Origin of the sequence: Sulfitobacter sp. SH22 (genome assembly GCF_965641905.1) — a bacterium.
Classification (GTDB): Bacteria; Pseudomonadota; Alphaproteobacteria; order Rhodobacterales; family Rhodobacteraceae; genus Sulfitobacter.
The window spans coordinates 3,581,227-3,597,564 of sequence record NZ_OZ282573.1 but is presented as its reverse complement, the minus strand read 5'-3'; the positions used below and the strand labels follow the sequence as shown (position 1 = coordinate 3,597,564).

At 59.3% G+C, this 16,338-nt stretch carries 12 protein-coding genes; 8 read left to right on the top strand and 4 right to left on the bottom strand.

Annotated elements, in window-relative coordinates; genetic code table 11:
- Positions 1 to 8: 8 nt before the first annotated feature.
- A complete protein-coding gene (gene rfbA, locus ACSQ13_RS19500; RefSeq protein WP_295511676.1) occupies positions 9 to 911 on the top strand; it encodes a glucose-1-phosphate thymidylyltransferase RfbA in 903 nt (300 codons plus the stop codon).
- 76 nt (positions 912 to 987) lie between these two features.
- Complete coding sequence (locus ACSQ13_RS19495; RefSeq protein WP_373028515.1) at positions 988 to 1,791, top strand: DUF2189 domain-containing protein; 804 nt, start codon at positions 988 to 990, stop codon at positions 1,789 to 1,791.
- Between the two features lie 31 nt (positions 1,792 to 1,822).
- On the opposite strand, the gene ACSQ13_RS19490 is transcribed toward ACSQ13_RS19495, so the two are convergent.
- The 4 genes from ACSQ13_RS19490 to ACSQ13_RS19475 all read right to left on the bottom strand — a co-directional run bounded on the left by ACSQ13_RS19490 (position 1,823) and on the right by ACSQ13_RS19475 (position 5,675).
- Complete coding sequence (locus ACSQ13_RS19490) at positions 1,823 to 2,224, bottom strand: diacylglycerol kinase (protein ID WP_295511594.1); 402 nt, start codon at positions 2,222 to 2,224, stop codon at positions 1,823 to 1,825.
- Positions 2,221 to 3,885 (bottom strand): phosphoethanolamine transferase, encoded by a 1,665-nt coding sequence (locus ACSQ13_RS19485; RefSeq protein WP_295511597.1) that lies wholly within the window; start codon positions 3,883 to 3,885, stop codon positions 2,221 to 2,223. Before ACSQ13_RS19485 ends, ACSQ13_RS19490 begins: the two co-directional genes overlap by 4 nt.
- A 202-nt stretch (positions 3,886 to 4,087) precedes the next feature.
- Positions 4,088 to 5,104: a trypsin-like serine peptidase gene (locus ACSQ13_RS19480; RefSeq protein ID WP_176251294.1), complete on the bottom strand. Its 1,017-nt coding sequence runs from the start codon at positions 5,102 to 5,104 to the stop codon at positions 4,088 to 4,090.
- Positions 5,105 to 5,171: 67 nt separating this feature from the next.
- Entirely contained in the window at positions 5,172 to 5,675 is a 504-nt protein-coding gene (locus ACSQ13_RS19475; RefSeq protein ID WP_176251293.1) for a hypothetical protein, read from the bottom strand.
- A gap of 226 nt (positions 5,676 to 5,901) precedes the next feature.
- Between ACSQ13_RS19475 and ACSQ13_RS19470 the strand changes: the two genes are divergently transcribed.
- The 6 genes from ACSQ13_RS19470 (at position 5,902) to ACSQ13_RS19445 (ending at position 16,319) form a co-directional block, all read left to right on the top strand.
- Entirely contained in the window at positions 5,902 to 7,926 is a 2,025-nt protein-coding gene (locus ACSQ13_RS19470) for a BTAD domain-containing putative transcriptional regulator (protein WP_295511602.1), read from the top strand.
- Between the two features lie 85 nt (positions 7,927 to 8,011).
- The gene (locus ACSQ13_RS19465) at positions 8,012 to 9,079 is read left to right on the top strand and encodes a phosphatase PAP2 family protein (protein WP_295511604.1); all 1,068 of its coding nucleotides are present in this window, start codon (positions 8,012 to 8,014) and stop codon (positions 9,077 to 9,079) included.
- Positions 9,076 to 10,068 carry a hypothetical protein gene (locus ACSQ13_RS19460; protein ID WP_295511607.1) on the top strand — a complete coding sequence of 331 codons (993 nt, stop codon included), beginning with the start codon at positions 9,076 to 9,078 and terminating at the stop codon, positions 10,066 to 10,068. The genes ACSQ13_RS19465 and ACSQ13_RS19460 overlap by 4 nt, the downstream gene beginning before the upstream one ends.
- Positions 10,069 to 10,132: 64 nt before the next feature.
- Positions 10,133 to 11,080 (top strand): alpha/beta hydrolase, encoded by a 948-nt coding sequence (locus ACSQ13_RS19455; protein WP_176251289.1) that lies wholly within the window; start codon positions 10,133 to 10,135, stop codon positions 11,078 to 11,080.
- A 63-nt stretch (positions 11,081 to 11,143) separates the two neighbouring features.
- Positions 11,144 to 12,571, top strand: a complete 1,428-nt coding sequence (locus ACSQ13_RS19450) for a DUF6880 family protein (RefSeq protein ID WP_176251288.1) — start codon at positions 11,144 to 11,146, stop codon at positions 12,569 to 12,571.
- Between the two features lie 385 nt (positions 12,572 to 12,956).
- Positions 12,957 to 16,319, top strand: a complete 3,363-nt coding sequence (locus tag ACSQ13_RS19445; protein ID WP_295511610.1) for a Hint domain-containing protein — start codon at positions 12,957 to 12,959, stop codon at positions 16,317 to 16,319.
- Positions 16,320 to 16,338: the final 19 nt, after the last annotated feature.

Below are 16,338 nucleotides of genomic sequence, written 5' to 3'. Positions count from 1 at the left end.
CGCAGACCATGCCCCAGACGCCCAAACGCAAAGGTATCATCCTCGCCGGAGGTTCAGGCACACGGCTTTATCCGATCACCATTTCCGTGTCGAAACAGCTGCTGCCGATCTATGACAAACCGATGATTTACTATCCGCTGTCGGTCCTGATGCTGGGCGGCATCCGCGAGATCGCGATCATCACCACCCCGCAAGACGCCGAACAGTTCAAACGCGCGCTTGGCGATGGCAGCCAGTGGGGCGTGTCGCTGAGCTATATCACCCAACCCAGCCCCGACGGTCTGGCGCAAGCCTATCTGCTGGCCGAGGATTTCCTCGACGGTGCGGCATCCGCGATGGTTCTGGGTGACAACATTTTCTTTGGCCACGGCCTGCCCGAGATATTGGCCGCCGCCGATGCGCAGGAAACCGGCGGCACCGTCTTCGGCTACCGCGTGTCCGACCCCGAACGCTATGGCGTGGTGGATTTTGACGAGACGGGCCAGGCCCGCCAGATCATCGAAAAGCCCGCCGTGCCGCCGTCGAACTACGCCGTTACGGGCCTGTATTTCCTAGACAACACCGCGTCCGAACGCGCCAAGACCGTGAAGCCTTCACCGCGTGGCGAGCTCGAAATCACCACCCTGCTGGAAACCTATCTGCACGACGGATTGCTCAACGTCCAACGCATGGGCCGCGGCTATGCCTGGCTCGACACCGGCACCCACGGCAGCCTGCTGGACGCCGGCAACTTTGTCCGCACGCTGGAAACCCGCCAGGGTTTGCAAACCGGCAGCCCCGACGAAATCGCGTTCAACCAAGGCTGGATCACTGTCGCTGACATGGAAAAACGCGCCAAGCTCTTCGCCAAGAACGACTATGGTGACTATCTGGAAGGGTTGTTGAAGCCGGGCAATCGCGGTCCGTTTTAAGTTGATCCACGTCAAGGACCATCGCATAGTCTCGCTTTGATAGTTGGAGCACCGACGTGAAGGGGAGCGCTAAGTCTTGGATGAAGTGAACAGCGATCAGACCACGGGGCAGCCATCGCACGGGGCCCCCAAGTTCAAGCCTGTCACAGTGGCTGATCTTTCAAAGGCGCTTGGGCTGGGTTGGGCCGACCTGAAACGCGCACCGATGTTCGGATTGGGGTTCGCCGCTGTTTACGTGATCGCGGCATGGGCAATGGCATGGATTACATGGCAAACTGGCACGACCTTCTGGCTGGTGCTGGCGGTGTTCGGCTTTCCCCTGCTTGGTCCCTTTATCGCGGTCGGCCTGTACGAAGTGTCGCGCCGTGTTCAGGCAAAAGAACCGCTAGGCTGGGCTGAAATTCTGGGGGTGGTTGTGCTGCAACGCAAACGATCCTTGCCGATGATCGGCGCGATCAGCATCGTGATATTCCTGTTCTGGTTCTTTCTGGGCCACATGATTTTCGCGTTGTTTCTGGGCCTGTCCCCCATGTCCAATATCTCGTCCTCGGCCGAAGTATTCCTGACCCCGAACGGCTTGGCCATGTTGTCGGTGGGCAGTGTCGTCGGCGCAATTTTTGCCCTGCTTTTATACATGATCACCGTGCTGGCCATCCCGATGGTCTTGGACCGTGAGGTGGATTTTGTCACGGCAATGGCGACCAGCTTTGGCTATGTGGCGGCGCATCCGGCCGTGATGCTGGGGTGGGCTGTGTTCATTGCTGTGGTGACCTTGGTGTCACTTGTGCCGCTGTTTCTGGGCCTGTTTATCGTGCTGCCCTTGCTGGGGCACGCCACATGGCACTTGTATCACCTGCTGAGCGCCCCCCAGACAGAGTGACCGGCATCGATGTAGCCTACCGCAGCCGACCCTAGCCTGAAACGATTGCGCGATAGATGATCGACGCGATAAAGACGCCATTCGCAAACAGCAGACACATGGTGGCAAGCGATCCGAGGTCTTTGGCATCGCGGGCAAATTCCGCCCATTGCGGGGCCAGATGATCGACAATGCATTCGATCGCCGTGTTCAATGCCTCGACTGCGACAAGGACGAAAAACAACACCAGCAAGGCGCAGAATTCCATCAGGCTTGCGCCGCAAACGGCTAAGACAATCAAGCAGATCGGCAAGGCCAGCATGATATGGCGAAAGGCCGTTTCCTGCCACAGACGGCGCACCCCGCCGATGGAATACCCCGCCGCTGCGAACAGATGCGCAATGCCTGTGACGCGGGCAGGTTTTTCGCGGGGGGGCTCGGTGCTGTTGATCAATTGCTTAACCCTTTGGTCGCATTCTTGCAGGTCGCAAAAATATCCAGCGCATTGTCCCGTTCGGCGGTTTGGATGTCCAGCATTCCCAGCAGGGAATGGAACAGATTGTCATGCGACAGCGCTTCGCCGGCTTTTGCGGCCATGCAGCGCCGATCAATGCCAAGCTGGTCCTCAAAGTTCTGCGACATCCACAAGATGGCAGGTACTTTGGTTTGGGTGTCAGGGGCCATGAAATAGGGTGCCCCGTGCAGATACATCCCGCCCTCGCCCAGCGATTCACCGTGATCGGACATATAGATCATCGCCGTCGCAAGAGCGTCACGGGATTGCAAAACCCTGATGATGTCGGCCAGAACCTTGTCCGTATAGGCGATGGTATTATCATAGGCATTGGCGATTTCCTGCGGGGTGCAACTTTTGAACTCTGCGGTCCGGCAGGACGGTTTGAATTTCTCGAATGTTTCGGGATAGCGCAGATAATAGGTCGGGCCATGACTGCCGATCTGGTGCAGGACAAGTACGGTATCTTGCGTGATGGCATCCGCGAAATCCTCAACCTCTTTGAGGAATATACCGTCCATACATTCACCTGCGGCGCAGAATTCGGTGTTCGGGGTATTTGTGAGGGACCGCTTGGTCAGGCGGCTTGCGATGGCTTTGTCGCCGGTGTTGTTGTCCCACCATTCAACGTGAAACCCTGCGTGGGCCATCACGTCCAGCACGGATTCAGTCGCGATGCCGTTTTCGAAAGAATAGGTGCTGCGGGTGAATTTCGAGAACATGCACGGCAGGGAAACCGCCGTTGCCGTCCCGCAAGACGACACATCGGTAAAGCTGACAACCGGGAGCTTGGCCAGTTCGGGGTTGGTTTCCACGCCATAGCCATTGAGGCTGAAGTTCTGGGCGCGTGCGGTTTCACCGGCAACGACAATGGTCAGCACCGGCTTTGCATCCGGGCCATAGGCCGGGCCCTTGACGGCATCCTCCCCCGATTTCGCCACTGTCACATTCGCAGACCTGCGCATCATCTTGGCATAACGGATTGCGCCGACAATGGGCATCCCGGGTTGGAAGCTGCTCATGAAATCCTTGCGTTCGCGCAGGATCGACGCATAGGCTTTCATGTCTGACCACAACAGCCCGACCGTCAGCCCAAGGCACAACAAGGTGCTGACGACGGGTGTTAGCAGGGTTCTGGTCCGGCCGTGCGGTTTGATTTTTACGGCAAAAATCACCAGCACTGGCAGCACGCCAAACACTAGATTATGCAAGACAAAGCTGGCTGTGATCAGGTGTTTTGATTCAGTGACCGTTGTCACCATCACGTTCTGGATCATGTCGCGGTCGATAATGACGCCCAGATTATCCATATAATAGGATGTGATGGCGCTGAGGATGACGATGAATGCCAGAAACGGTTTCACCACCCACGGAAATGCAAAGACGCTGAAAAACGACAGCATCAGGGTGAACACCGCGAGGATATAGGCACCAAAGGACAGCGGATGCCCCGCGAACACATCCGACCCGATGGACCAGAACGTGTCGTTATCAATGTAGAATACGAAAACAAGCGTCGCGATGCTAAGCACCAGCGGCGAAACGGGGTATGCATCCCGAAGGTCTGCAATGCGGGATGTCAGGGTTTTGGAGAGGGTCATGAGTTCTTTGGCGCTAGGGGGTCGCGCGCTTTTGACCATCCGAAGCTTACGGCAACCTTATAATTTCGACCTGATGCAAAAATATATCTGTGAGCCGGAAGTGACGCATACAGACCTGAAACGCCCCGATGCGTGCCTGTCCAATAGCGGTGACAGACACGCATGCGGTCTTGCGGTCATGGGCAATTCAGCACGGCAATGGTCAGGCCCCCATCGCCTTCCACGCCTGCATCCGGCGAAAGACATCTTCGGTGATGCGGGTCGATCTGTTTGCGCAGCCGCCATAATTGTGGATGCCCACCACATGACGCTTGGCCAGCATCTTTGAATAGCGCCACGCGGGGCTGCCGCTTTGGCCCGGTGCGGTGTCGAACATATAGGCCAGCCGGTCGGGTTCCACTCCCGTGATGCGACCCGCGTTATACCATTGGGTGCCAAACGCCTTGTCCCCGGGATAGCCGGAGTTGTTGGCCAGCAGGTTCTTCAGTTCGGCGTCCGGCAGGGAGGCAAAGCCGAACCATCCGGTCTTGTCCCCCAAGCGGGCGGTTTCGGGCAGGATGATGCAGCCATAGTCGTCTGCGACCTCACCCCGGTTTACCCATCCCGAAACGCTGTGGAATTCCTGACTGATGCCAGACCCATAGGGGCGCAACTGGCCCGACATGCCCGGCACCACCTCGATGGATTTGACCCAGCCGCCATTGGGGGCGGAATGCACGCAATGCCCCGCTGTCATCACCGTTCGGGGCGAGATCAGCCACCCCGTGCCGCGGCTGCGCGCACCGTTGGACATGGTGATCAGCAACTGGCAGATCATCCGCCAGGGCGGTGTGCCGTCATGGCCGATCTGAACCCGGTCGTCGCGCCCGCACACCGCTTCGGTCGGCCCGCCCCCATAGTGGATAGAGGCCGCGACGGGCATCTGGTCGAATGCCTCTGGCAGACCGCAAGGCGCGGATTCACCCAGCCCGTGCACCATCGGTTCCAGCAGGGAAAACCCCGGTGCGCTTTCCAGGCTGCCGCCGCCGTGGGTCAGCAGGTCATGGCCGTCTTCCAACAAGGCCACACCTGCGGCCTCATCTGTTTCAGCCGCTTCGGCGATTTCCGCATCGGGCTGATCCAAAAAGCCGTCCAGCGCTGCATAATCTTCTGCCGTTGGTGCAGGCGGCGGTGGTTTCACACCCTTCTTGATGCGTGGTTTTGATTTCTTCGCGGTCATATCACGTCCTCTGGATTAAGACGCACCGGACACAGGGCCCGGTGCGCGATTGCGCTTTAGACCCGGATCAGGCTTTGGACCGGATGCAGGAGAAAGCCGCCAAAGCTTCCTTTAGTGCGGTGCCGTATTTCTTGGCCGCAAAGGACCGGACAGCCTTTGCAACAAGCGGGACACAGGGCGCGAATTTGGCCGCCTTGCGCACCAGCTTGACGATTTTGGCGATGATCTTTTGCGCACGCTTTTTGAGGGCATTCACAACGGGATTGAAGATATCAAAGAAACCCTCTTGGCCGCCGGTGTTCCCATCCGCGATATCCAGCAGGCTGAGCGTGCCACCGGTTTCGGCGGACGGGGCGGCAAAGACCGTCCCGGAAATCGCGTCATCCAGTATGTCGTGCTCCGCAGCAGCGCCAAGACGGCCAGTCAGCTCGATCCCAAAATCGCTTTCCAGCTGCTCGAACTCCGCCATGATTTCCGCGATCTCGGCGTTTTGTGCGCCGGTGTTGGGGGCAGATGTGCCAGCGGATGTTGCTGTGGTGCTTGCGGTGTTGCTTACGACTTCGTTGTCCATGTTGGTCTTCCTTTTATCAGGTTGGGTGCCTCTCTTGTCGGAGGCGGGGTTCACCGCATCCACATGCTGTGGCTTGCGGGGGTGACCGGTGATCACCTGACGACAACCATGACGGCGACCCATCAGTGCAGCGCCATGCTGGCATCAGGGCACCGTCAGGCTGGCGCAATGCGGGACAAGACAAACGTCAATCACTCGGCTAGGTTGAAGGCCGAGGGGCCAGTGGATGAATAAACCAGCTTGTGAGAATCGGATTGTGTTGCGTGCCTTGGGTGGCGCGTGGATTGAACTGCCGGGGACGCCTGTGCGCATCACCGCGCGCAAGCAAGTCGCCGTCATTGCCTATCTGGCGCTGGACCGTTTCAGCGCGTCGCGTGACCTTTTGGCGGGGTTGCTCTGGGGCGATGTGCCCGATGCCAAGGCGCGCGCATCGCTGCGACAGGCATTGTCGGAATTGCGCGCGGCCCACCCGGTGCTGCGCGATGCCCTCAGGATCGACCGGGCCAATGTCATTCTTGATCCCGACAGGATCGAGATCGACACGGTTCAGTTGCTGGACGAATTGAAGGCCGGCCACCTGCCCGCCGCAATACGGTCCGGCAGCGAGTTGGTGAATGACATCCTTTACGGGTTCGAGACGATGGGCAGCCGTTTTGCCGATTGGCTGGCCGATACGCGGCGGCAGATTGCGGGCGGATACCTGGAGTGCATCACCCAAGCCGCCGCACGCGCAGACCTTGCCCCGACGTTGCGCATGGACATGGCCGATGCGGCCCTTGGCCTTGATCCGCTGGGTGAAAACCATTGCCGGTTCGCGATGCAACTGGCCAATGATCTGGGCGATATCGGGCGCGCGTTGCAGACCTATGCCGCGTTTTACGCCCGGATGGAGGCCGAGCTGGACATGGAGCCGTCGCTGCTGACCCAAGACCTTGCAGCGGCCATCAAGATGGGTGCGACCGAACGGAGCATGACGGCCCCTGTACCGGCACCGCTGGCAGAACCCGCCCCGCTCCAAGACGCCCCGCCTGCCGCCGCAAACCCGCACTCGAGGCACGGCAGGCCGGTTCTGGCGGTTCTTCCGCTCAGGGCGATCGGCCCGCAGGATCTGAAGGACAGCCTGACGGAAATGCTGGTGGATGATGTGGTGATGAAAATTGCCCGCCAGCGCGAGATTTCGATCATCTCGCGGGTGTCGGTCCGGCATCTTGCCAGCCGCCCCGACGTCGCCGCCGTGTTGCGCGACAAGATGAACGTGCGTTATCTGCTCAGCGGGACCATCCGGTTGACCGACGGTGGCTATCATCTGAACGTCGAACTGTCGCGCACCGATGACGGGCTGCTGTTATGGGCGCACAGCCTTGAAGTATCAGAGGACGATCTGTTTCGCGCCAACAGCGACACCGCCGAACAGGTGGTGCACATGCTGGTCCCGCAATTGCACCGCTCGGAGCTGAGCGACATCCGCGTCAGCGACATCAGCAATCTGTCGGCCTATCAAAAGCTGCTCAAGGCGCAGGAACTGGTGTACACCCTGTCCGCCCCCCAGCTCGATACCGCCGGTCACCTGCTGCATGATGCGGTTGCAACTTGGCCCGGATACGTGCCCGCGCGGGTGGCATTGGCCGATTGGTACAGCCTGCGGGTGGGCCAGGGCCTGTCGGACACACCGGCCGCCGATATGGCTGCCTTGAAAAACGCGCTGGAACAGGCGCTTGCGCTGGACGGGCGCAGCGGTCGCGCGATGGCGATGCTGGGCCATAACATTGCGATCTATGAACGCCGCTATGACGAAGCGCTTGTCCTGTTCGACGATGCCTTGCGCGCCACCCCCGGTGATGCCGAAACCCTGCTTTGGACAGGCCCCACGCTGGCCTATGCGGATCACGAATGTGATGCAGTCGAGCGGTTGATGCAGGCCAGCAGGCTGACGCTCGATGATCCGTTGCGGTTTCGCTATGACCATTTCCTGAGCATCGCGCATTTCGCATCGGGCGACATGAAGGAAGCCGCCCGGATCGGCCTCGCCTCCATGGCGCGCAACAGCCGCTATACGTCGAACTTGCGCATCACCGCCGGTGCCTGCGTCGCCATCGGTGATATGGACAAGGCCCGCGAATTGGCGACGCGGATCATGCTGCTGGAACCCCGGTTCCGGGTGTCGAATTTCATCAGCAGACAGGCGTTCCGCGACCCTGCCCGCCGCGCCGATTTTGGCGATCTGCTGCGGCAGGCCGGCTTGCCGAATTAGCCCGCCCTCCCCGTCTTGACGATAGCTTGACGGCGCAGATTGCATCTTTCCCTTAACGCATCCACGCGAAAAAGGGGGACGGCAATTGTTTGGCTTTATGAATGGTGGCAGCAACGGGGGCAGCAATGGTGGCTCCAACGGCGGATCGAATGGAGGGTCCAACGGCGGATCAAACGGTGGGTCCAATGGCGGGTCGAACGGCGGATCAAACGGCGGCAGCGCAGGGTTTTCCGTCCCCGCTGAAGGGATCGGCAGCACTGCGGGGGTTCTGCCTTTTGACGGTGTCGTCGCACTTGAAGACATTGACGTGGCCTGCCTGCCCACGGGGCTGAATTTCCCGACCGCATCCTGGTCACCCGATCTGCGCGCGCAATTGGTGCTGGGCGAATTCGGCAGCAGCGGTTGGCGCGATACCAACCCCGCCGGCACCGTCCCGCTCGAGCGGTGGGAACATAGCGACGGCTTTAGTCTGGCACCTGCCCCGCTGGATCACGTGGGCAGCGCCGAGGCCGAAATCGCCGCCCTGCTGGAAAAGCGCGACACCCAACGCAACGGCGCGCGGATGGCGGAAATCGCATGGCAAGCAGACCGCCCTGCCGATTACTGGACCACGCTTTTGTCAATCGACAGCGCCAGCAAGCCGGCCACCATGGCCGTGATCGCCTGCGCCTATACCGTGGGGCAGATGGTCGGGATGTATTTCAAAGACTTCTTTGCCCGCGCCCGCCCTGCGCATCTGTTGCCGACCCTGATGACGGTCGTGCCCACGCCCAATCATCCGTCCTATCCATCAAATCACGCGTTGCAAAACGAACTGGTGGCGTTGTTGCTGGTGCGCTTGCTGCCGGATTCATTGAAACATTGTTATAGCGACGCGATCAATTCGATGGCGTTCAGACTGGCCGAAAACCGCGAGATCGGCGGGCTGCATTTCTCGCAGGACACGGACGCGGGGCGCAAGATCGCCCGCTGGCTGGACACATCGTATCTGCGCAATCTTGATACGATGCAGGCGCTTCTGGCCGAGGCCCGGTCCGAATGGCATGTCACCGGCCACAGCGCCATGCGCAACCTGCCCTACCTGAACGGCATTTCCTACGCGAACAGCTTTCAGGGCTCAACAAACACCCCCAAGACGGAGGAAACGGTATGAGCATTCGCCCATCCTTTGGCGCTGTCGTTCCGGACAAGAACGCCTACCAAGCAGACCTTGGCACCAAGATCACCCGCGCGGCCCCGCTGCGGCTCGAGGTTGACGGCCCGATCTCGCTGGACGAGCCGTGGCGCTATCTGTGGCCGACACGCGACCAGTTCGGGCGGGGCACCTGTGTGGCCTTTGGCACGATTGCCGCCATCGAACTGTTACGCGCCCGCGAAATGGATATGCCCCCCGAACGTTTGTCCGAACAGTTCTTGCACGAACAGATGTTGTCGCAATTTCCGCTGGCGCTTGCCGAAATTGATACGATGCCCGAAGGCGGATCGCTGCTGCGGCAGGCGTGGCAGGTGATCGAAAACCGCGGTGTGCTGGACGCCGACAAACAGCCCTACCGCCCCGCGGCACATGGCATTGGCCCCAGCGGTCCGCGCGCTGCGGCTGACCTTGAGGCGGCAGCGGATACGCAACGGTTTACCTGCCTGAGCTACGGCAGGGTCGGCCACCCCAAAGACGGCGACGACCCGCGCACCGTTTTCTTTTCGTCGGGTGACGAAATCGCGCTGACGCTGCTGAACTATCTCAAGGATGGCTATCCGGTGGTGATCGGCATTCCGCTGTTTTTGCATCCCAGCGGGCTGACCAACTGGACGTTGCCGTCGGTCTTGGCCCAAGGACGCGTGCATTGCCCCGATGATGCAGATGCCCCCGCCCTTGAGGGGCCGCGCGACGACGGGCATGTGATTTGCCTGACCGGTTTCATTCCGGATGCGGCCGAGCCCTTGGGCGGCTGGTTTACCTTTCGCAACAGTTGGGGAACCGAATTCGCCGCGCGCGCCCTTGGCGATGCAGCCCCCGTCGGATCGGCGGGCCGTGGCAACGGGATCCTCTCGGCGACCCATGTGAACGCATATTGTTGGGAATATCTGGTACCCGGACCAGGCCGCGACGATCAACCGGCGACAGCGCTGCCAACAACCTCGTGACCCGCAGCAATGCGGTATCTGACCTCCGTTAATCCAAGAAACCAAGAAACCAAGGACGACCCCCATGGACTATGTCTTTGTTGCACGCGGCAAGAAGGGTGACGGGTTCAGCAATGAACCCTCTGCCAGCCATTTTCTGGCCATACCCGAAACATCAACCGACATGCTTTATTCACACCGGATCAGCAAAGCCGACTGGACCCGCGCCATCTTGGCCAAAGCAAAGGGCGGAACGCCAAACCCCAATACCGAAGGCGATATCCTGTTCTATGTTCATGGCTACAACAATTCGCAAGCCAAGGTGCTGGAGCGGCATCGAAAGCTGAAAAAGGGTCTTGAGTGGCACGGGTTCAAGGGCGCTGTGGTCAGTTTTGACTGGCCCAGTGCATCGTCGGCGTTGAACTACCTCGAAGACCGTATGGATGCAAAGCTGTCGGCCTTCCGGCTGGTCAAGGACGGGGTTGCCACGTTTTCAGCCCTGCAAAGCCCCGATTGCCGGATCGACATGCATATTCTGGCGCATTCGATGGGGTCTTATGTGGTCCGCGAAGCATTCGATGACGCAGATGACCGCGCGCGCATTGCTGGCAAAAGCTGGGCCGTCAGCCAGATCATGCTGGTCGGGGCAGATATATCGGTCAGTTCATTGAATGCGGGCAATCCCAAATCCTCGTCGCTGTACCGGCATTGCGTGCGGCTGACCAATTACTACAATCCCTTCGATGATGTTCTGTCGATCTCGGCGGTGAAACGCATCGGCGTGGCCCCCCGCGCAGGGCGTCACGGTATGGACCAGCCCCGCCATGAAAAATCCGTTAATGTCTATTGTGGCCGCCATTACGACCAAAACGTCCCGACAAAAGACATCTGTTCCGGCCATATCTGGTATTTTGACGACCGGATATTCATGCTGGACGTTTTCCATACCATCTCTGGTCGGTTGGACCGCGCCGCGATCCCGACGCGCGAACCGACGGACAAGGGCAATCTGGCTTTGGTGAAACCAAAGTAGGTTTGGCAGACCGGCCCTTACGGGTGCCCTTTTCTTCTGCCGGTACTGGTGCGAAAACAGGGGATGTCGAAAAAGACCCTGAACAAAGCAAATCTGGAGGCACTGGGCGCGGACCGTCTGGCCGAGCTGTTGATCGAGGTCAGCACCGGCAGTGCCGACATCAAACGCCGCCTGCGTCTGGAACTAAGCCACAACCTTGGCCCCGAGGAACTGGCGCGGGACGTGCGCAAGCGTCTGGTGTCGATCCGGCGGTCAAAAAGCTTTGTCGGATGGCGCAAGCGCAAGGCGTTGGTCAAAGACCTCGGCACCCAGGCCGAGATGATAACCGCCAAGATCGCCCCCGATGCCCCGACAGAAGCATTTGAACTGCTGTGGCAGTTCATCGAACTTGCCCCGTCGGTGTTCGAGCGCACGGACGACAGCCGCGGCGAGATCGCAGAGGTGTTTCATACCGCCCGCACCCATTTCGCCGACATCGCCCCCAATGCGGTGCTGGACCCGATTGATCTGGCGCGCCGGGTCTGGGACGCGGTGCAGGCGAACGATTATGGGGAATTTGACGGCATCATCGGCTTGCTTGCCCCTGCGATGGGGGCTGACGGGCTGGCCCATCTCAAGACGCTTGTGCTGGCCCACAAGGACCGGCCACTGAACGAAGGCGAAGACCACGCTGCCTTGCAGTTTTTGCGCGACTTGCGGGGCACCCGCGGTTCTCCGGCTGCCACGCGAAAGGCCCGCCTGATCAAAGCCAGCCTGCAAGACATCGCGACAGCGCAGGGTGATACCGACACCTTCATCGCGCAATACACCAAACATGATCTGGCCCGCCCGCGCATCGCGGCCGAGGTCGCCAAACTGCTGCTTGACGCAGGTCGCCCCCAAGACGCGCTGGACCGGCTGGAGGCCGCCCCCCCAGAGCCACATGACGCAGCCGTGGCGGATTGGGATACGGCCTATATCACCAGCCTGTTGGCACTGGACCGCCTAGCGGACGCGCAACACCACCGCTGGGAACGGTTTTGCGAAACGCTCGCGCCCCAGATGCTGCGGGACTACCTCAAGGTGCTACCCGACTTTGATGACATCGACGCGGAAGATGCCGCAAAAGCCCATGCCTTGACGGTTGAGGACCCGATGGCCGCGCTGCGGTTCTTTCTGGCGTGGCCGGACATTGCGATGGCCGCGCGTTTGATCGAAGAGCGGGCCAATACGATGGACGGTGACCAGACAGAAACCCTGACAGCTGCTGCCGATGCCTTGCGCGGCAGATATCCTTTGGCGGCTGTGCTGGCCTGGCGCGCGATGATTGATTACGTCCTGTGGTATGGCCAAAGCGCACGTTACGGGCATATCGCCGACCATCTGATGGATTGCGCTGCGGCAGACCAAGATATCGCCGACTATGGTACGTTTCCGTCCCATCAGGCCTATCTGGATGCCCTACAGAGACAATATAAACAAAAAACATCTTTCTGGACACGCGTATTTTAGGATCAGCGCTGTCGTTTGCCTGAAATCGGACAGCACGGTGCCACATGACCGCCCCCGTCGCGATCAACGCGCCGCGCCACTTTTTCTAGAAACGTCACAGAACCCGCCGCCACAATGTTTCTGTTTCTCGCCCAATTCCGGCCTCATTTCGTCGATACTTACCTGAATTAGCGGTCGAGTAATCTTTTGATTGCTTGATAAACACCAGACCCCGGGGCGCTGAGCAGCCCCAGCAAGACGTAGAGCAGTGAGATCGAGCACCTGATGATGTCGGATTATAATACCTGTTTGGCACGCCACGAGCACAGCCCGATTTTTGCGGATTTTGACGGTATGCCCGCGCTGACATCATGCCCGCAGTTTACATCGCAGGGGGTGAACTGAAATGGCTGATACTTTTGGTGTATTCTACCTAGGCAACTTTGCGTCGCTGGACCCTACCGAAGGAAACAACACCGCTGAGAACGCAGGTGCCCTTGTTAACCAGACTTTCGGCTCCGCGACCGATCCGCTGTATGATGACCTTCAGGAACTGTCCCCCGGCAGCACTGGCTATGGCAATGATGCGGCCGAGGTCTACAGCTCTGACAACTCTCTCGGGTTTTTTCAGCAGCCCGACAGTTTCCGGATCGATGACGGCGCGGACCAGATATTTGATACGATCGTCAGCTATACAGCGACGATTACCTATGCCAACGGGCTGCCGCCTGTCGTTGTCACTGCGATTATCATTCAAGACACCAACGGCAATCTGTATCTCGCACCAGCCCCGACCTCGAATTCCTATCAGGCGGCGTTGGAAGCCGGTCCTCTGGAGTCGATCCAGATCAACAGCGTTGTAACGGACACCTCGAACTTCTCCGGTAGCCGCGTTGACGGCAATTATGTCCAGCCCGACGGCTGGGTCGATGGCACGACCGGCAACGACAACATGACCGAAACCTATGTCGATACTCAGGCAGACGGGATCGACCAAAACGCGAATGCAATCAACGCCGGTTCAGGCAACGACACTGTCAACGCGGGCGGCGGCAACGATACTGTTCTGGGTGGCGCAGGCAGTGACGTCATCAATGGCGGCAGCGGCAATGACGTCATTCGCGGCGATTCCTCGTTAGGGACGCAAACAACCTATTCCTGGGCGAACCAGGGTATCAGCGACGGCACCAGTATAACTGGCGGCATCACAGGAAATGCTGCGTCCGGCGACATTCGCGTCGCCATGACCATCCAGCAAGAGCAGAACTTTAATTCTGCCACGATGGAGCGGACCGACCCGCTTTATAACTATAACAGTGCAAACGACTCTTCATCCATTCGCCTGCAAGGCGGCGCGCCGGGGTCCGATGTTAACTCGGTAACGATGAGGGTCAATTTCTCGTCGTTGAACTCCACTGTGTCAAACGAAGTGGCCAACGTCAGCTTCGGAATCTTCGATCTTGACCAGGCGGCCGGATTCAAAGACGAAGTTTTCATTCGGGCCTATGACGCCAACAATAACCTCATTCCAGTCGATCTGACGGCTGGTGATTCAAGCACCATTTCCGTCAATGACGCGACAGGTCGGGCGGTAACGACCGGCGCTGGTGAGGGCCTCACAGATTCAAAGACCGGCTTTCTTCAGGTCGAAATCGCCGGCCCCGTCGCGCGGATTGAAATCGATTATAACAACATCGATCCGGGTGATGCGAACCATGCGATAAACGTTGGCGACCTGCAATTTACCACGATCAAGAATAACGGCATTGGCAATGACACCATCGATGGTGGCGACGGCAATGACACCATCTTAGGCGAGGCCGGTAACGATTCACTGACCGGTGGAACGGGCAATGACAGCATCAGCGGCGGTACCGGAAACGATACCATCAAGGGTGGCACTGGCAACGATACCATGTCGGGCGGTGACGGTGCCGACCGCTTTGTCATGGAAAACAGCTATGGCACCGATGTTATTACCGGCGGCGAAGGCGGGACCGATACCGATACCCTGACCTTCAGCACGTTGAGCAGCGGCGTCACCCTGAACTATAGCGGTGCAGAAGCCGGCACCGTGACCAATGGTGCCAACTCTCTGAGCTTTAGCCAGATCGAAAATACGGTTCTGACCAGCTCTGCCGATACCGTGAACGCGTTGGCAGGTGGTGTCACCCTTGATACCGGCGGCGGCAGCGATACGATTACCGTAGGGTCCGGCGTTTATAACATCAACGCCGGCAGCGGCGATGACACGATCATCCGCAATACCCTTCCAACGGCAGGCGATGTCGGGTCGGTTATTGATGGTGGCTCGGGTACGGATACCTATGTGGCTGGCAGCGGGCTGGGTGCCGCGACCATCAACCTTGAGAACAACCAGCTTGAATATCTCGGCCAAAGCCGTGGTACCCTGCTGAACTTTGAAAATGTTTCCCTCGTTGACAGCTCGGCCAGTGTCATTGGTGATGCAGGCAACAACGTCATCACCGCCACTGGCAATTTCGACAACGTCTTGTTCGGTGGCGGCGGCGACGATTACATTGATGCGGGCGGCGGCAACGATTCACTGGACGGCGGCACTGGCAACGATACGCTGCTGGGCGGCGACGGCAACGATACATTGCTGGGCGGCGATGGCGCGGATTCGCTGGCGGGTGGCATCGGCAATGACAGCCTGTCGGGTGGCATCGGCAACGATACGCTGCTGGGCGGCGACGGCAACGATACGCTGGATGGCGGTACCGGCAATGACGTCCTGACCGGTGGTGCTGGCGACGACACCTTTGTCTATTCCGGCGGCAACGACCAGATCACCGATTTCAACACCGGCAACACCGGTGCGCTGAACGACGGTATCGAGACCAACAATGATTTCATCGATCTGGGCACCTACTACGGCAACATCTTTGATCTGCGGGCTGACTTTGCCGACGATGGCATCCTCAACCAGTCGAATTTCGCGACCACCGATTACACCGGAAAAACGCAATTCGCAGGCGGTTCGCTTGAATTCTTCGGCGTCTCCGCTTCGGGTCTGACCACCGATAACACCGGCGTCATCTGCTTTGGCGAGGGTGCCGCCATTCGCACGCCATCCGGCGATGTGCTGGTGCAGGACCTTAAGGTCGGCGATCTGGTCACGACAATGGACAACGGCCCGCAGCGCATTCGCTGGATCAACCGCCGCAGCTATGATGCTGCCGCGCTTGAGCAACACGAGCATCTGCGCCCTGTTGTGATCCGCCGCGGCGTATTCGGGGCCGAGCGGAACTTTATCGTGTCCCAGCAGCATGGCATTCTGACCGGCCGCAACGACGACCATTTCGCGCGTGCCAAGCATCTGGCCGAATGTACGCGCGGTGTGCGGATTGCCCATGGCAAAAAGCAGGTGACCTATATTCACCTCATGTTTGAAAGCCATCAGGTGATCTTTGCCGAAAACGTCCCCTCCGAAAGCTTCTTCCCCGGACCGATGGCGTTGAAAGCCATGCAGCGGCATGATCGCAAGGCTTTTTCAAAGGTCTTGCCGGGTCTTGGCAGGGGGGCTGTCACCCGCGCGCAGGTCGTCGACGTCTATGGCCAAACCGCGCGTAAATTTATCGGTCGAAGCGCGTTGCTGGCGGCGCATAACATCGTGCCCACGCCAAAACCTGCCCAGATCAAGATACCCTCTGCGAAGCTGATCCAAGCCAGCGCCGAATTGGTGCAGTCCGGTTTCGGACGCAAGGCGTTGATCAATGCGCCCATCCATCTGGCCTCTGCCGGTTAAGGGTTCAGCCCTGCCCGCA

What these genes read in the sequence shown, in the direction of transcription:
- ACSQ13_RS19455 (WP_176251289.1), top strand. Translation starts at nt 10,133, where the DNA reads ATGGACTATGTCTTTGTTGCACGCGGCAAGAAGGGTGACGGGTTCAGC.
- rfbA (WP_295511676.1), top strand. Translation starts at nt 9, where the DNA reads ATGCCCCAGACGCCCAAACGCAAAGGTATCATCCTCGCCGGAGGTTCA.
- ACSQ13_RS19450 (WP_176251288.1), top strand. Translation starts at nt 11,144, where the DNA reads ATGTCGAAAAAGACCCTGAACAAAGCAAATCTGGAGGCACTGGGCGCG.
- ACSQ13_RS19445 (WP_295511610.1), top strand. Translation starts at nt 12,957, where the DNA reads ATGGCTGATACTTTTGGTGTATTCTACCTAGGCAACTTTGCGTCGCTG.
- ACSQ13_RS19475 (WP_176251293.1), bottom strand. Translation starts at nt 5,675, where the DNA reads ATGGACAACGAAGTCGTAAGCAACACCGCAAGCACCACAGCAACATCC.
- ACSQ13_RS19460 (WP_295511607.1), top strand. Translation starts at nt 9,076, where the DNA reads ATGAGCATTCGCCCATCCTTTGGCGCTGTCGTTCCGGACAAGAACGCC.
- ACSQ13_RS19470 (WP_295511602.1), top strand. Translation starts at nt 5,902, where the DNA reads ATGAATAAACCAGCTTGTGAGAATCGGATTGTGTTGCGTGCCTTGGGT.
- ACSQ13_RS19480 (WP_176251294.1), bottom strand. Translation starts at nt 5,104, where the DNA reads ATGACCGCGAAGAAATCAAAACCACGCATCAAGAAGGGTGTGAAACCA.
- ACSQ13_RS19485 (WP_295511597.1), bottom strand. Translation starts at nt 3,885, where the DNA reads ATGACCCTCTCCAAAACCCTGACATCCCGCATTGCAGACCTTCGGGAT.